The organism is Rufibacter roseus (assembly GCF_001647285.1).
GTDB lineage: Bacteria > Bacteroidota > Bacteroidia > Cytophagales > Hymenobacteraceae > Nibribacter > Nibribacter roseus.
In genome coordinates this window covers 69,055-84,946 of sequence record NZ_LRML01000013.1, presented here as the reverse complement: position 1 = coordinate 84,946, position 15,892 = coordinate 69,055, and the positions used below count along the sequence as shown (strand labels likewise).

The window sequence follows — 15,892 nt, the reverse complement described above, 5'->3', positions numbered from 1 at the left end:
GAAAAGATGCCGAAAACGCCTAGCTCGTTCTTTCGCTGGCTTCCTTTTTCCGGAGGCGGCGGCTGTACTCCATGTTCAGCAGCACCCCCAGCAGCACCAGCGCAATGCCCAGGTAAGAATAGACGTGAAACGATTCATTGAAGAACACGAACCCCAGCCCCAGCGCGTACAGAATGCCCACGTAATTAAGGCTGGCCACCCGCGCCAGCTTCTCTACCTGGTAAGAACGCGTCATGAAATACTGCCCTAGCTGCGTGAGCAAACCAATCAAGATTAGCCACACCCAGTCTTCCTGCCGCGGCGGCACCCAATCGACCAGGCAGAACATCAGTGACAGCGGCAGCGAGACCAGCGGAAAGTAGAAAACAATTACCATGGGGTGCTCCGTCTCGCTTAGTTTTCGAACGGAATTATACGCCACCCCTGATAAAAAAGCACTCCCTATGCCAATGAGCAAGTACTTCAGCGAAATACGGGTGTCTACGCCTTCAATCACCAACACACCGGCAAACGACACCAGAAAAAACACCCACTGCCAGGGCGCCACCTTCTCTTTGGCAATGAACACACCCAGCAACGCCGTAAAAATAGGCGCCAGATACTGAATAGTCACCGCCCCCGCCAGCGGTATGTTCTGCAGGGTGGTGTAGTACATGAGCAACGAGAATCCGCCCGCCAAGCCACGGCCTACCAAAATCAACTTCCGGTTGCCCCACGGCTTTATACCCGCCTTGCGAATCATGCCGTAACTCAACACCAGCGAAATAATGGACCGGAACAGCACCACTTCCATAGGCGGCAAATGCGACAGGAACTTCACAAACACGTTCATGAGCGCGAAAAAAAGCGTAGAAAGCAACATGAACTGCACTCCTTTGGTCATGGCGGTACTCTGGGTAAAATGAGGGTGCAAAGGTCGGGGTTTTATCAGCAGCAAGCATTAGAAAAGCCAATATTTCCTGCTTATTGTAGACTGTACGGCAAACTGTTTTTAGCTACTTTTGGTTATGGGATAGACACAAGATGTAAGACGTAAGACACAAGACTTTCATCTCCAAATCTGAAGCAGGAGGAAATAATTTCACAGAAGTTGTCTTTCAAATGTATGTGCAGTCTCTTTATTCAATAGAGAATCTTGCGTCTTACGTCCTGTGACTTGTGTCTAAAAGAAATTTGCCTGTGTTCAGCCCGAAGAAGAAAAAAGTCTACACCATTAAAGAAGCCTTACCCAAAATTGCTTCTTATTGCGCTTATCAGGAGCGTACGCAGAACGAGGTGCGCGCCAAACTGCTAGACTATGGTTTAGATTTGGAGGAGGCCGACGAGGTAATAATTCGGCTCACGCAGGAAAAACTGCTGGACGAGGAACGATACGCCCAGTCCTTCGTGCGGGGCAAATACGGACTCAAGCGCTGGGGCCGCCGGAAAATTCAGCTAGGCCTCAAAGCCAAAGGCATCTCGGATTACTGTATCAGAAAAGGCCTGCAGGAAATTGACCCCGACCAATACTGGGAGAACCTGCTTCACCTATTGGAAAAGAAAAACGCCACAGAGAAGGAAAGCAACCCATTGGCCCGCCGTCAGAAAATCCAATACTTTTTACAGAGCAAAGGCTATGAAATGGATTTGGTTCAGGATGCGATGCGGGAGTTGGGGATGGGTTAATGTGCTAATTCTTTAATGTGCTGATGTACTAATTTCTTAATGTGGAAAATTGGGAGATGAGCCACGTTCTGTTTTTGACTAGTTTTCTGAATAGTAGCCCCAAAACACGATTAATTAAACACGCACTGCCTCATACTCTTGCAAATTCCCCCTTTGAAGGGGGCGAAGGGGGATGTTTACACAAGCCGGTCCACGCATTGTTGATCATAAAGACGGCTGCTGGCACAGACACTCGCAGGTCTTGGAGACACTGCGAGGTTCTTTGGAGCAAGCGATCTGACCTTTTCTCGAATAACAAATAACGAGCAATGAATAACGAAAATTCTACCGTTTCTGCGGTACAGGCGGCGCGGCCATGGTTTCCCTTGGCATGAGGTAGACCCTGCGGCCAGTCATGTTCTCCAGCATGGGCTTCAGAATTTTCTCGGCGTTGATAGAGGTTTGTTTTAAGATCCCGCTGTTCAGGGCAGCTTCGCGCACGTTGGTTTCAGCGTATTTATAGCCTTCATCTACCAAATCGGCATCTTGGAAATAGGTATTCTCTTTGCTGAAGACTCTGGATTGTGTGTGGTCAATGCGGTAGTAGCAAATCTCAGGCGCGGGCAAACTTACATGCAGCACAGAATCTCCGATAAACTGCAAATCGCTGGGCTGAAGCTTCTGCAGGTCAATACAGCCCACGGCCTCGCCGCCAACAATCAAGGCAACTTTGGAATCGGGTAAAAAGCGGGAGACTTCTTTTTTGTATTCCACCACGTCTTTAAAGTTAAAGCGCACCAGCTCCAGCTTGCCCATTTCCTCAATGGAAGCCAGAATGGTATTGTGGGTCACTTCAACAACAGGCTCTTGCTTTGGGAACAGCAAATCTTTGATGGGGCCTTGGCAAGCGCGCCAGCCAAAGAAAACCACCACAAACAGCAATAGCCACGGAATCAATTTTCGGAGAACGAAGAGTAATCGCATTAGAGAGAATCAGGTTTCTTCTATATAAGCGAAAACCGCGCCGAATGTTTCATGCACCGTTTTTGGCTTGTTTTCTGAAAAGTAGCCCCAAAACAGAAAAGCTCTGTTATACCTCTGGCCACTCTAGTCCATAGCGTTCTTTATAGCCTCTCCAGCCTTGCTGGCCGCCGGTATGAACGGCAATGATTCTGGTGCCCCGCGGGAAATAGCCTTTCCTGATCAAGTCAAAATTACCGTACAACATCTTGCCTGTGTACACTGGGTCCAACAGAATGCCATGCCGAGCATGAAAATTTTGAATGAAATGGAGCAGCTCTGGCGTATGCTTAGCGTATCCTCCGAAGTGGTAATCCGTCTGCAGTTCCCAGTTAGTAAAAGTCTGGCCGGTGTATGCCTGCAGCAGTTGTTCTACTTCGGCTTTCAAAAAATCTCCGCCTTTTAATGCCGGAAAACCCAAGACTTTTCCTCTTCCTGCCGCCCCTGCTATTACACCGGCTAGCGTGCCGCCCGTGCCAGCAGCAACGCAGAGTACATCCCAAGGTTGATTCAATTCCGTTACAATTTCAGCGCAGCCTTTAACCGCCAGCAGATTGGTGCCGCCTTCGGGAAGCAGGTAGGGTTTTGGAGCTGTTTTTAGAATTTCAGCCTGAAAACTAGACACATGCCGCAGGCGGTAATCTGAGCGGGAAAGGTAGCGCAGCTGCATTCCGCAACTGACGGCGTACTGTAGCGTGGGGTTGAGCGGTAATGTTTCCTCGCCTCTAATGTACCCCATGGTGGCAAAGCCATACTCCTGTCCGGCGGCGGCTACAGCGGCGATATGGTTAGAGAAAGCTCCCCCAAACGTGACCAATGTCTCACACTGCTGCTCTTGCGCCGCCTGCAGGTTGTACTTGAGCTTTCGCCACTTGTTCCCCGGAATGGTGGGATGAATAAAATCCTCGCGCAGCACCGCCAGCTCTACCTCCTTTTCAGAAAGTAGTGGGTCTGTAATGTACTGGAGCGGGCTAGACATTGATAAAATGGACTGGTACGGACACAAAAAAGCCCTGTTTTAGGCTTCTTTTTCAGAAAACAAGCCTAAAACAGGGCTAATCAATTTACTTTACTGCTTCGCGCTTATGGCGGAAACCATATACTACGGCTCCGGCCAAGCCAATCAGCAGCAGAATAGAAGAAATCCAAGCGACGGTATTACCCAAGCTGTACTCCTTCGGCTCAAACCTAAACTCAATGGTGTGCTGTCCGGCGGGCACTTCCATGGCGCGCAAGATGTAGTTCGCTCTAAAATGATCTACCGGCTGACCATTTAAATAAGCCTGCCAGCCGTCTTTGTAGTAAATCTCAGAGAATACCACCACGCCAGCTTGAGCGGCATTGGCGGTGTACTTCAGGTAGTTCGGCTCATACTTCACGAGCTGAATGCTTGAACCCTCGGCCGGATAGGTTTGCGGCTTCACGTTCGGGAACTTCTCAATATCAACAATGGCCTCGGTGGCAGGGTCAAAAGTACTAAGCGCCGACAGTTCTTCATCTGGAGAGTCAACGGGACGAACAGTTTGAATAAACCAGGCATTGCCTAGGTTACCAGGTATCATTTGCACGGGTTGCTCTTGCTTTCCGGTGATGGCATATTTGGCGTTGAGCATGTTCAGCACGTCCATGTTGCCCTGAGAAATATGATGCTCAATGACATCTTGGTAGCGGCGCAGTTTGGCCCCGTGATACCCGCCAATGGACTTGTGAAAGTACGAGGTACGGGCATCGTTGAAGGGATTCGCCACGTTGTACACCCGGTAATTGGTGGTGTCTTGCAGAATGGCTAAATCAGCGGGAGTAGGCTGGAAATAACCAGCCTGATAGTTCTTCTCAAAGTCATTGTTGTTCAGGTAACGCTTGTCTACCGTCCAGAGGTCAATCAGGATAAGCGCACCCACTACGGCTGTAGTCACAAAAGAAGAAAGCTTTTGTTTAGTGTACAGGTACAATGCACCGGCCGCCAACAGAATGAAGATCAAGGAACGCAGCGCATCTCCGCGGAGCATAGATTCACGGTCGGCCCGAATGGCGTCTACGGGATATTGGTATTGGGCAAGTTGTTCGTCTACGGGGGCTACGTAATCAAACATGCCGCTGAAGAGCACTAGCAACAAGCAGATCCCCCCGGTTACGCCTAAGGCTATGAGTATTTTCTTCTGCAGGTTTTCAATGAGTTCGTCCTGTATGACACGGCACAACGCCAGCACGGCCAACAGCACCATGGTTACTTGGGCAATCACCAACGCCATGCTCACCGCCCTGAACTTGTTGTAGCCCGGGAAATAGTCAAACATGAAGTAATTGAAGGCCTCAAAATTCTTACCCCAGCTCAGCACGAAAGACAGAATAGTGGCGCTCAGCAACCATATCCAGAGACGGCGCGGGGTAACCATTAGCCCAAGCACAAACAAGAAGCAGATGATGGCGCCCATGTATACCGGACCGCCTACAAACGATTGGTCGCCCCAGTAGAACGGCATACTGGCGTTCTGAAGTTGCCCTTCAGGCACCCCGCTTCTTACCAGCGTTTTATAGGTTTCTGAATCTTTCTCTAGAGGGCCTTGGCTTGCCCCGCCGTAAAAGTTAGGCACCAGCAGGGTCATGGTTTCACTGATGCCGTAGCTCCACTGGAACGCATACTCCCGGTCAAGCCCAGTGCCTACATCGGTCTTTGTAGTTCCGTTAGCTTCGGTTAACTCTGAGGCACCTCGTATAGAGTACTTGCCATATTCGGCGGTAGTGTAAATGCGCCCGAAGCTGACACCGGCCGCCAGTGCCGCGCCTATGGCCAGAATGAGGGTACGCTTGAAGAAATCGGCTATTCTGCCTTCTTTGGCCCACATGATCAGCTCCACCAGCCCGAAAATGAGCACGATAAAGAGCAGGTAATACGTGATCTGGAGGTGGTTCATGCGGATGTGCATGGTTAACCCAAAGGCGAACAGCGCCGCGCCCAGCCAAATGTTCTTGCGGTACGTATACCACAGCCCCCCCAGCGCCAGCGGCAGGTAAGCAATAGCTAATGACTTGGTATTATGCCCCGCCTCTAAAATGGCGAAGTTGTAAGACACAAACGTATAGGCAATGGCGCCCACTACCGCCAGCATCGGCCGGAGGCCCATGACCACAAACATAACGTAGGCACACAGCAGCGTAATAAAGATGTTAGACGCAACCAGTGGAAGACCAGCCGTGAAAATATCATGCACAAACCGGAACAAATCACCGGAGAACTGTACACTGATGAGGTAGGCAGGCATACCGCTGAACATGGAGTTCGTCCAGAGGGCTTCTTCGCCGGTTTTGGCCCGATAGTCCGCTATTTCTTTGGCGCCCCCCTGAAACTGCACCACATCATGCTGAATGAGGGTTTTGCCATCAAAGAAAATAGGCGAGAAATAGGCTACTACCAGCAGCACAAAAAACAGAAGCACCAGCAGGTGCGGCAACACGTGGCGGTTGAAATCGATTTTAGAGGTGGCCATGATTGACTTATTGCAACAAAAAGCCCGACGCTGCGGGCATCGGGCTTGAAAGATACTTAGTTTATTTCACTTCTTCATAATCAACGTACTCGCCGCCGGGGAAGTCTTTGGGTTGCTGCTTCTCTCCGGGCACAAAATCTACCCGCACTTTACCGTTGGGTGGCGACTGCTTTGCATGCTGCTGAAAGGGTTGCCCTTGCTGCCGGTATTGCTGCTGTTGCTGGGCTTGGTAGGTGTATTCCTGGGCTTTGCGCATCTGTTTCTGCACAAAAGTTTTGAGCAAGAACCGAATTATGTACGGCATGAGGTACCGTAACAGAAACATAATGGCCAGAATGATTAATATAGTCTTCACTAGGCGGTTGGGTTTGGTCTGAAATAAAAATCGCCCCCTTCATAGGTGTCAATTTCATGGGGCGCACAGGCTGATAACGTTTGGCCGGCGGTTAACGTGTACACGCCGTAGCCTAAACTGGTTAGAATAGCTACTACCTTCTGGCGGTTCTCGGCACCGTTCAGCTCTGTTTGAATCAACGGCTTAAACTTCTTTATAGTTTCCTGCAGGTGCTGGAACACCTGGTGCTCATAACCCTCCACGTCGCATTTGATAAAGTCCAGACGGTCTAAACCAGCGAACAGCTCATCGGGCACGCGCATTTCTACCTGATAGGTTTGGGCGTATTCCTCGTTGGCCGACGAGGCTATTTTGGTCATGCCGTGGTGCACCAGTCCGTTGCGCAGCGGAGTTCCCATTTCAATGGTGGTGTTCTCGCCACCCAGCGCATAAGGCAGCAGCGTGAGGTTATTTATTCCGCTGGCGCGCACGTTCTCGGCCCAGATACGCCCGAACAGCGGTACCGGCTCCACGGCCAGCACCTTACCGGTTGGCCCCGCCAGTTTTGACAGGAAGGTGGAGTAGTAGCCTAAGTTGGCGCCAATGTCCAGACAGGTATAGCCCGGACGGATGATCTTGCGCAGGAAGAAAAGCTCGGGGTATTTGTCAGCGCCACGGCCAGCGCCCACCATGATCAGGTACATGCGGCTGACCAGACGCAGATAGCCCTCGAACCCGAGCGCCTTTACCAACAGTTTGCGGAGAAGTTTCACGCGGTAAAGTTCAGGAATATGGGGGGATAAAACAAAGTGGTGCGTTTTGGGGCTGTTTTTGGGAAAGGAGGCGGGGAATGCATTAGAATTACCTTCTCTTACATATTGCAGTTGCCAAAGTACAGGATATTCGATAGCTTACAATAGCTAAATGACCAATCCATCTATATCAAATCTTAAGAATTCATGAATAGACATGACAAACAAACATTACGCAATATCCAAGGGAAAGAATTTGAGAAAAGTAAACAATCAGAAAAAGCTGCGCTTCTTTATGAAGAAAATATTAAAGAAGAATTTGATGGAACGCATCCTTATGAAAGATTAGCTATCATATATAAAAGGGAAGGCAGGCTTGAAGATGAAATAAGAGTTTTAGAATCAGCAGTTGTTATCTTTACTAAAATAGCAAAAACTGGACGAACAGATGGAATATCAAAGCTTCAAAAATTCAAAACCAAACTTGAAAAAGCCAGAGAAGCTAAACTTTAGCTGCCGCAAAACGCAATGAATCAAGAATTAGAAAATTTAGCCCCTTCAAAACGCTCAGCTGCTATTACTATTTTTGCGACTTTTAACATCTTAAAAGAAGCAGGCGGACAATTACCTGGGAAACTGGTAATAGAAAGAATTAGAGAAACCGTAGACTTTACCGAATGGGAAAAGCAAGTTTATGAAAAAACAGGATATGTAAGATGGGAATCTCTCCTACACTTCTATACAATTGATTGTATAAAGGCTGGCTTCCTGAGAAAAAATAAAGGAGTCTGGTACCTAACTGAAGAAGGAGAAAAAGCCATAAAACTAGGTCCTGTAAAGTTACTGGAAACTGCATCTCAACTTTATCGGCACTGGCTTGCTGACAATAAAGATCCAAGAGCTAAGAAGGGCAAGGAAGTTGAAGAAGCGACTGAACTTGAAGAAAATAAGACTCAGACTCAAAAGGCTAACATCAATTTATTAGAAGATCAAGCTCTTTCTGGAATAAAAGATTTCATACGGAGCAAAAACCCTTACGAATTTCAAGACATGGTTGCAGCATTGCTAAGGGCAATGAACTATCACACCCCATTTATTTCACCAAAAGGAAAAGATGGGGGCTTAGACATTGTTGCTTACAATGATCCACTTGGCGCTACAACTCCTAGATTAAAAGTCCAAGTTAAACACAGACCTGATGCAAGTATTCCAGTTGATGATATCAGAAGCCTAACGGGGTTATTAAATAAAGATGGGGATATTGGCCTTTTCGTTACCTCTGGCTATTTCACTTCTGAGGCCAACCGCTCGGCACGAGAAAGCCATCGCCATATAAGGCTATTAGACATTGACAACTTTATTGCTCTCTGGCAAGAGTTCTACAATAAGTTATCAGACGAAGACAAAAACATGCTACCACTACATCCAATCTTTTTTCTTGGAAGCAATGAATAGATTTTCTACTCTTAATAGATTTTACCATTGGTATTTTTGCTTAGTTGTCATCTTTATCATTCCTTCTGCCTCCGCACAACAGGCAAATTCCTCCACCGCTAAACACCCCGCCCCCGTCAACTTTACCGCGGAGCAGGATCACCAGCACATGATGAAGCAGTTGGGCATCAAAGCGCTTCGGCCGGGGCCCAGCGGAGACGAGAAAGCACCTAACGCAGCCAATTATGATGAAGCCAAGGCAAATCCCTACCCCAACCTGCCCGAGCTGCTCACCCTGAAAAACGGCAAAAAGGTAACCACGCCCGACTTATGGTGGAACAAGCGACGCCCCGAGATAGTGGAAGATTTTGAGCGGGAGGTGTTTGGTCGGGTGCCTAAGAATGTACCTAAAGTAACTTGGAAAACGGTTGTCTCCGAGCGCGAAATGGTAGGCTGGATACCCGTGAACGCCAAACAACTAGTGGGGCAGGTAGATAATTCAAGCTATCCGCTGCTGGAAGTGAACATCAACATGACGGTGGTAACACCTGCCAACGCCAAAGGGCCGGTACCGGTGCTCATGATGTTCGGGCGGAGTGCGTTGCCCGCTCCGGCGCAACCTCCCAAAGAAAGCCTGGAGAAGATTAACGCCGCCATGAAAGAGTTACTGGTAAAGCAAGACCCTTCGCTGAAAGCAGTGTTTGACCAATATCCCGCCTATATGCCCATTCCGGCACAGGCTCCGCCTTCTTTAGGGCCTACCGCTGCCGGTGACCCTCCTACGCCCGTTCAGCTGTTGTCTGCCGGTTGGGGCTATGCGCTGATAGAGCCAGGCAGCATTCAAGCCGACAATGGCGCAGGATTAACCAAAGGCATTATTGGTTTGGTGAACAAAGGGCAGCCCCGCCAACCAGAAGACTGGGGCGCCTTGCGCGCGTGGGCTTGGGGTGCCTCGCGTGGTTTAGATTATCTAGAGACCGATCCGGCGGTAGATGCCAAGCGCGTGGGCATTGAAGGTGTATCGCGCTTCGGGAAAGCGGCGCTGGTGACCATGGCCTTTGACCAGCGCTTTTACATGGGCTTGATTGCCTCCTCGGGCGAGGGTGGCGCCAAACTGCACCGCCGCAACTTCGGCGAAGCCGTGGAAAGCCTCACCAGCAGCTATGAATACCATTGGATGGCCGGCAACTTCCTGAAATACGGGGCTTCTGAGGCTACCTTCGGTGAAAAAACCGCGAATGATATTCCGGTAGACGCCCACCAGCTTATTGCCTTGGCCGCACCACGCCTCACCTTCATCAGCTACGGCATTCCGGAACAAGGTGATGCTTTGTGGCTGGACCAGCAGGGCAGTTACATGGCCACCGTTGCCGCCGGACCCGCTTTTGAATTATTAGGCGCTAGAGATTTAGGCGTAGGCCATGATTACAAAACAGCCAAAATGCCTGCGGTAAATGTAAGCCTGCTGGACGGAGAATTGGCTTGGCGGCAGCACGACGGCGGCCACACCAGCGCCCCCAACATTAAATACTTTATTCAGTGGGCCGAAAAAATGATGAAGCAAAAATCTGACTCGGGCGCAAAACAAAAATAAGGGCTCAGAAGAGGTAAATTCAGTTCTGGTGCAGCTAAGATGTCCGCAGGGCTGCTTATCTTTATAGCCTGTATTTGTGAAGTTGATTAGCGGCATGGCCTTTCCTAAAAATTATTGCCTTTTGTTCCGGTGCTTTGCGGCGGCTGTTCTCTGCCTGTCTTTGGTAGGTTGTCAGGAAACTGGTAAAAAGAACCGGTTCTCTCTGTGGAAAGATGACAGCAAAGAAGAGATAGCGGTACCTGCGTGGTTTACGGCAGACAGCGCCCAAAAGCTGGGGCTGCGGCTAGATTCTTTGTTCAAACAGTTCAAGAAAAAGCGGGGCTTTAACGGCACGGTGCTGGTGACCAAATATGATCAGGTCATCTACAAAGGCGCCTTCGGGTTTGCTGATTTTTACCGTAAAGACTCCGTTACCGTGCAAACGGCTTTCCAACTGGCGTCGGTTTCTAAGCAGTTCACGGCCATGGCCATCATGCTGCTGCAGGAAGAGGGCGAGCTCAACTACGACGACAGTGTACAGCAGTACCTGAAGAATTTTCCCTACAAAGGCATTACCATTCGGGCGTTGCTTACCCACCAGTCAGGCCTGTCTAACTATACTTATTTCGCTGACCAGCTCTGGCCCGACCGCAAAAAGCCCCTCACCAACAAAGACGTCGTGCAACTGATGGTCGCGCATCAGCCTAAGCCTTATTTCAAGCCCAACGTCAGGTTTGACTACAGCAACACTGGGTACAGTTTATTGGCTTCTATTGTGGAAGAGGTTTCGGGCATGTCCTTTGCCAAGTTTTTACAGGAGCGCATTTTTGAGCCGCTAGAGATGACCCACACCTTCACCTACAGCGTAGACATGGCCACGCTCACCGGTAAAATTGCCACCGGCCACACCCGCAACCGCCAGAAACGCACCACCGATTACCTTGATACCGTTTTGGGCGACAAAGGCATTTTCTCTACCGTGGAGGATCTTTACAAGTGGGACCAGGCGCTGTACACCCAAAAACTGGTGAAACGGGAAACTCTGCAGGAAGCCTTTACTGGCTCGCGCCCTTTCAAGAAGCAGGAGGAAGACTACGGGTTTGGCTGGCGTATCAAGCCCCTGCCCAACGGAGACACCGCGGTATACCACGGCGGTCTGTGGCACGGCTTCTCTACCTATCTCCTGCGCAACCCCAAAGACCACAGCGCCATTATTATGCTCAGCAACCTACCCAATGGCAGCTTGAGTTACCTAGAAGAGATCAGACAGTTTCTATATCCAGCCCCAGACAGTGTAAAGCAGACGTTAGCCATGAAAGGCAAGCGGTAGCAGTTGAACTATAGAGCAATCAATGAAAAATAAGATCTCAACTATATAACTCCTACGCTATACTTAAGCTCTACAAAACCACGTTGAGAAAAGAAACGGGTGCGCACTCATGAAACTGCCCTACTTTCTTCCTATTCTTCTGCTCACCATCAGTTGCGGCGGAAATACTACTCCCTCAGACACTGAGACTTCTGACGTCTCTGCCACTCAGGCAGCAGCAGCCGTCCAACAAGATGCAGCAGATCGTAAGAATTATTCCAGCCATCATCAAATAACCCAAGCCACTAAAGCTGACTTTGAGAAAGCTGCGGCCAAGCAAACCGCTGGGTTTAGCAGACAACCCGCTGATGCGCGCAAAGCGAATGGCGTGCTGCAGTTAAAAATAAACGGAAAGTGGCAGTCTATGCCAGCCTTCAAAGACACGTTATTAAATACCGATAACCCAGAGCAGCAGGAATTTCAGTACTTGGGCCATCACCCTGCCATGAACCTGTATTTGGTAGCCGGCCTCTACTTTGAAGATTACAAAACTTTCCTGATACACAAAGCGACTGGCCAAATACTGGCTGAAACCTGGACCGAACCGATACCCTCGCCTGATTTGAAGTTTCTTGCGAATATATCTGTTCCAACGCACATGGAGCCCGCTCCTAACGGAGTGCAGGTTTGGCGAGTGGTTCCGAAGGGAAAATCAATTACAGTAGAAAAACACTTGCAGCTAGAGCCGAAAGACTGGGTGCCTTTTGAACTAGCCTGGGAATCGGCACAATCTCTCATTGTGAAGACAATGCCTAGGACGCAGTTTGACGGCTTAGAAGGTCAGCCGAAAGAGGAAGAGTTTTCTTATCTGCGGTTGAGCATAAAAGAATAGCCAGACAAGCACTCGCTCATCTGGCTCTTATTACTAAAGTTCCTGTTTTAGGCCTGTTTTCAGAAAAAGAGGCCTAAAACAACACAATCTATCTGTTTACTTTTCCTTTGCCCAGCCCAATCTGTACTCCAAGCGATGGCACCAAGGTAACGCCTGAGAAACTGTATTGCTCATTCTCCAGTAAATCATAGGTACCGTAATTCTGGTAGTACATAGACAGCGCCGGCAGCAGGTAAATACGGCGGGTTCCAATTTTAGCATTGATGAACACCCCGTAAGAGCCGAAGCTGTTTTTGCGGGTAAGTCCTTCCAACTTGATGGCATCGCCGCCGCCTACTTTTCGGTACAGTTTGCCCGGCTCAAGACCATATTCCAAAAAGGTACGGTTATAGGCTACACCGAAGGATATATTGCCTATTTCTTCATCGGCCCCAAAAGATTTGCTGAACACAAGGGGCACCAGCACATCTTTCCGTTTGGCGGTAAACTCCAGCACCGGGGTTAGTTTGGTCAGGAAAAGTTTATCCAGTATATCAGAATTCTGACCAGCGTATTGCACTCCCACGCTGCCGTACCAACTGCCGCTTGGGCTGTTGCTTTCTCCGGCCGTGGGACCCATGAACTGGTACATGGCATCTAACACATGTACCCCAGAAGCATATTTATACCCCACGTCTACCCGAGGCAATAGACCATAGCGCACGTAAAAATCAAGCGTAGGCCCAACGGGGTCCAGAGAATAAGCAATGGCTGCTTTGGTGGCCACCTTTACCTGCTCATTGTAATACACTGAGTCTCGGTTGGCCAGCGCTTCTACGGCTGACTCTGTAATATCTTTCAGCTGGCTAATAGGCTCGGTGGCCACGTTTCCGCCAAAGTTTGCCCCTACCTTAAACTGCCCGTGTGGTGTTACTCTACCCGAGTGGATGACTGAACGAGGCGCTGTACAGCTTGCCAACCCTACCAAACACATTAAAACCAAAAATCGCCCGCGGCGAAAGAAGTGTACAACTCCAAGCATACTTAAGCTTTTAAATGAAGAATTTGTATCTGGAGCAAAAGTCGGAACCCTCTTGCAGTAGCCGACTAACTTTATTTAGGCCGCTTTTGCTCACGCTATTTTCTGACAAAGATATTCTGCTTTACCCCTACTCCCAATCCTGTTTTTGGCCTACTTTCTGAAAACTAGCCCTAAAACGCATTTTCTGATTTCTCCTTCAGGTTCAGTAGTTTTGCATAATTTTACTTTAGTTCATGAATATAGCTCTTTTACTGCGGCGGCTACGGCAAAGCGTACACGTGTTTATGCTCAAGGGTCTGGCCCTGGCCATGCTGATGTACACCGTCTGCCGGGTACTCTTCTATCTATTTAACCAAAGCTTCTTTGCGGAGACCTCCTTCTCAGACCTGCTGTACATGATGTGGGGCGGCCTCCGGTTTGACCTGGCGGCAGTGCTGTACACCAACCTTCTGTTCATGGCGTTGCTGTTGTTGCCCTTCCGGTTTCGGCACCACCCGGTGTACCTGAACGTAGTAAAATGGGTTTTCTTGGTATTCAATGCCATTGGCCTGGCCTTTAACTGCGCAGATTTGGTGTATTACCGCTTCACCCTGCGCCGCACCACGGGCAGCGTTGTGCGTGAGTTCGCGAATGAGGATTGGGGCGGTTTTGCTTCTAGCTTTCTGGTAGATTTCTGGTATGTGCTTCTGATCTGGATTGGGTTGGTGGCACTTATGGCATGGGCTTACAAGCGCATAGCGTTAGAGAAAGCTCCGAGTTATAGCCCCTGGCTGTATTACCCCTGGAACATGGCGTTGGCGGCACTTGTTGTCGGGCTTAGCATTGGTGGCATGCGGGGCGGTTTCCGGCACAGTACCCGCCCTATCACCCTTAGCAACGCCGGAGAGTACGTAGAGCGGCCCCAGGAAATGTACATAGTGCTCAACACGCCTTTCTCCATTATTCGAACGCTCAACAAGACCAGCTACCAAAAGGTAAATTACTTTTCTGAAGAGCAGTTGGCGCAGCTGTATAGCCCTATCCACACACCCCCAGATACGGCCAACTTCACCCCTAAAAATGTGGTGGTTATTATTCTGGAAAGCTTTGGAAAGGAGGCTATTGGAAATTACAACAAGCACTTAGACAATGGCACCTACACCGGCTATGCTCCGTTTATAGACTCCCTCATGCTGCACAGCAAGGTGTACTGGAAGTCTTTCGCCAACGGCCGGAAGTCTATTGACGCCTTGCCCTCGGTGCTGACCAGTATACCTAGTATACAGGAGCCGTTTGTGCTTACGCAATATGTCAGCAACAACTTGCCCAGCCTGCCACGCTACCTTGACCAGAATGGCTACCATACCTCTTTTTTCCATGGTGCGCCCAACGGCTCCATGGGTTTTGATGCGTACATGAACCTGATTGGTATTGAGCATTACTACGGCATGACCGAATACGGCAATACCGAAGATTTTGATGGCATGTGGGGCATTTGGGACGAGGAGTTCCTACAGTTCATGGCTCAGAAGCTAAATACTTTTCCGCAGCCGTTCATGAGTTCCGTATTCACCACTTCTTCCCACCACCCATTCAAGTTGCCCGAGCGCTACCAAGGCAAATTCAAGAAGGGCCCTCTGCAAATTTTTGAGACCATTGGCTACACAGACATGGCGCTGCGCAAATTTTTTGAACAGGCCAGCAAAGCACCTTGGTACAACAACACCCTTTTTGTTATAACCGCTGACCACTCCGCCACCTACGCCCACTATCCTGAGTACCAAACAGCCTTAGGAAACTTTGAGGTGCCTATTCTTTTCTTCGCCCCCGGCGACTCTTCTTTCCGGGGCATTGAGCAGGAGCGCGTGGTGCAGCAGCTGGATATCATGCCTACCGTACTGGGCTATCTGGGCTATGACCAACCTTATTTCTCCTTCGGGAAAAACATGCTGAACCCGCAGGCTGGCAATTTTGCGGTCAGCTTTCAGGGTGGCTATCAATGGATAGAGGGCGATTACTTTTTGCAGTTCGACGGCACCAACACCCTAGGACTCTACAACTACAAAGAAGACAAACTGCTTAAAGAAAACCTGAAGGACAAACTACCTGACGTACGCACTGCAATGGAGAACAAGCTCAAAGCCTTCATTCAGCAGTACAACAACCGTATGCTGGAGAATCAGTTGACAGTTACCAATAAGCAGTAAACAGTAATTAGTTAACGGTGATTAGTGACTGGGAAATGGGAGGGTTGTTCTTTTATTGTTGCGGCAGAACTGCATGATGTGAGCGTTTTAGGGCTGGTTTTCAGAAATTAGGCGGAAAACGGAAGAAAACGAATCCCATGCTCCAACTCAAGACTCAGGACTCGCGACTCAGAACTTGTTGTAGAGGTATAGTTTCACTTGCTGGTGGTTTCTTGGCTGAAACCACCAGCAAGTGAAAC

14 protein-coding genes are annotated in these 15,892 nt (G+C 49.3%); 7 read left to right on the top strand and 7 right to left on the bottom strand.

Going from position 1 to position 15,892, the window contains the following annotated elements; all coding sequences use genetic code 11:
• Nucleotides 1-19: 19 nt before the first annotated feature.
• Entirely contained in the window at nucleotides 20-913 is an 894-nt protein-coding gene (locus tag A8O23_RS17030) for a DMT family transporter (RefSeq protein ID WP_262506463.1), read from the bottom strand.
• Between the two features lie 245 nt (nucleotides 914-1,158).
• Here A8O23_RS17030 and A8O23_RS17025 point away from each other — a divergent pair, with 245 nt between their 5' ends.
• Nucleotides 1,159-1,665 (top strand): regulatory protein RecX, encoded by a 507-nt coding sequence (locus A8O23_RS17025; RefSeq protein WP_239693431.1) that lies wholly within the window; start codon nucleotides 1,159-1,161, stop codon nucleotides 1,663-1,665.
• Nucleotides 1,666-1,989: 324 nt separating this feature from the next.
• Here the strand turns inward: A8O23_RS17025 and A8O23_RS17020 are convergent, their stop codons facing one another.
• The 5 genes from A8O23_RS17020 to A8O23_RS17000 form a co-directional block, all read right to left on the bottom strand.
• Nucleotides 1,990-2,628, bottom strand: coding sequence for a DUF4230 domain-containing protein (locus A8O23_RS17020; RefSeq protein ID WP_066623791.1), 639 nt, complete (start codon nucleotides 2,626-2,628; stop codon nucleotides 1,990-1,992).
• A 106-nt stretch (nucleotides 2,629-2,734) separates the two neighbouring features.
• On the bottom strand, nucleotides 2,735-3,643 hold the full coding sequence (locus A8O23_RS17015; RefSeq protein ID WP_066623789.1) for a 1-aminocyclopropane-1-carboxylate deaminase/D-cysteine desulfhydrase: 909 nt from the start codon (nucleotides 3,641-3,643) through the stop codon (nucleotides 2,735-2,737).
• An 85-nt stretch (nucleotides 3,644-3,728) separates the two neighbouring features.
• Entirely contained in the window at nucleotides 3,729-6,152 is a 2,424-nt protein-coding gene (locus tag A8O23_RS17010; protein ID WP_066623786.1) for a YfhO family protein, read from the bottom strand.
• Nucleotides 6,153-6,213: 61 nt separating this feature from the next.
• Nucleotides 6,214-6,507 carry a DUF4834 family protein gene (locus tag A8O23_RS17005; protein WP_066623783.1) on the bottom strand — a complete coding sequence of 98 codons (294 nt, stop codon included), beginning with the start codon at nucleotides 6,505-6,507 and terminating at the stop codon, nucleotides 6,214-6,216.
• On the bottom strand, nucleotides 6,507-7,259 hold the full coding sequence (locus A8O23_RS17000) for an FkbM family methyltransferase (protein ID WP_066623780.1): 753 nt from the start codon (nucleotides 7,257-7,259) through the stop codon (nucleotides 6,507-6,509). Before A8O23_RS17000 ends, A8O23_RS17005 begins: the two co-directional genes overlap by 1 nt.
• Nucleotides 7,260-7,445: 186 nt before the next feature.
• On the opposite strand from A8O23_RS17000, the gene A8O23_RS16995 reads away from it, so the two are divergent.
• The 5 genes from A8O23_RS16995 to A8O23_RS16975 all read left to right on the top strand — a co-directional run bounded on the left by A8O23_RS16995 (nucleotide 7,446) and on the right by A8O23_RS16975 (nucleotide 12,446).
• Complete coding sequence (locus A8O23_RS16995; RefSeq protein WP_066623771.1) at nucleotides 7,446-7,751, top strand: hypothetical protein; 306 nt, start codon at nucleotides 7,446-7,448, stop codon at nucleotides 7,749-7,751.
• 15 nt (nucleotides 7,752-7,766) lie between these two features.
• A complete protein-coding gene (locus A8O23_RS16990) occupies nucleotides 7,767-8,693 on the top strand; it encodes a restriction endonuclease (RefSeq protein WP_066623769.1) in 927 nt (308 codons plus the stop codon).
• Complete coding sequence (locus tag A8O23_RS16985) at nucleotides 8,686-10,266, top strand: alpha/beta hydrolase family protein (protein ID WP_153042259.1); 1,581 nt, start codon at nucleotides 8,686-8,688, stop codon at nucleotides 10,264-10,266. The genes A8O23_RS16990 and A8O23_RS16985 overlap by 8 nt, the downstream gene beginning before the upstream one ends.
• A 76-nt stretch (nucleotides 10,267-10,342) precedes the next feature.
• Complete coding sequence (locus A8O23_RS16980) at nucleotides 10,343-11,575, top strand: serine hydrolase domain-containing protein (RefSeq protein ID WP_239693430.1); 1,233 nt, start codon at nucleotides 10,343-10,345, stop codon at nucleotides 11,573-11,575.
• A 109-nt stretch (nucleotides 11,576-11,684) separates the two neighbouring features.
• Nucleotides 11,685-12,446, top strand: coding sequence for a hypothetical protein (locus A8O23_RS16975; protein WP_066623765.1), 762 nt, complete (start codon nucleotides 11,685-11,687; stop codon nucleotides 12,444-12,446).
• Nucleotides 12,447-12,534: 88 nt separating this feature from the next.
• Here A8O23_RS16975 and A8O23_RS16970 read toward each other — a convergent pair whose 3' ends face one another.
• Nucleotides 12,535-13,467: a hypothetical protein gene (locus tag A8O23_RS16970; RefSeq protein WP_066623763.1), complete on the bottom strand. Its 933-nt coding sequence runs from the start codon at nucleotides 13,465-13,467 to the stop codon at nucleotides 12,535-12,537.
• A 233-nt stretch (nucleotides 13,468-13,700) separates the two neighbouring features.
• On the opposite strand from A8O23_RS16970, the gene A8O23_RS16965 reads away from it, so the two are divergent.
• Complete coding sequence (locus tag A8O23_RS16965) at nucleotides 13,701-15,653, top strand: LTA synthase family protein (protein WP_066623755.1); 1,953 nt, start codon at nucleotides 13,701-13,703, stop codon at nucleotides 15,651-15,653.
• Nucleotides 15,654-15,892 lie beyond the last annotated feature (239 nt).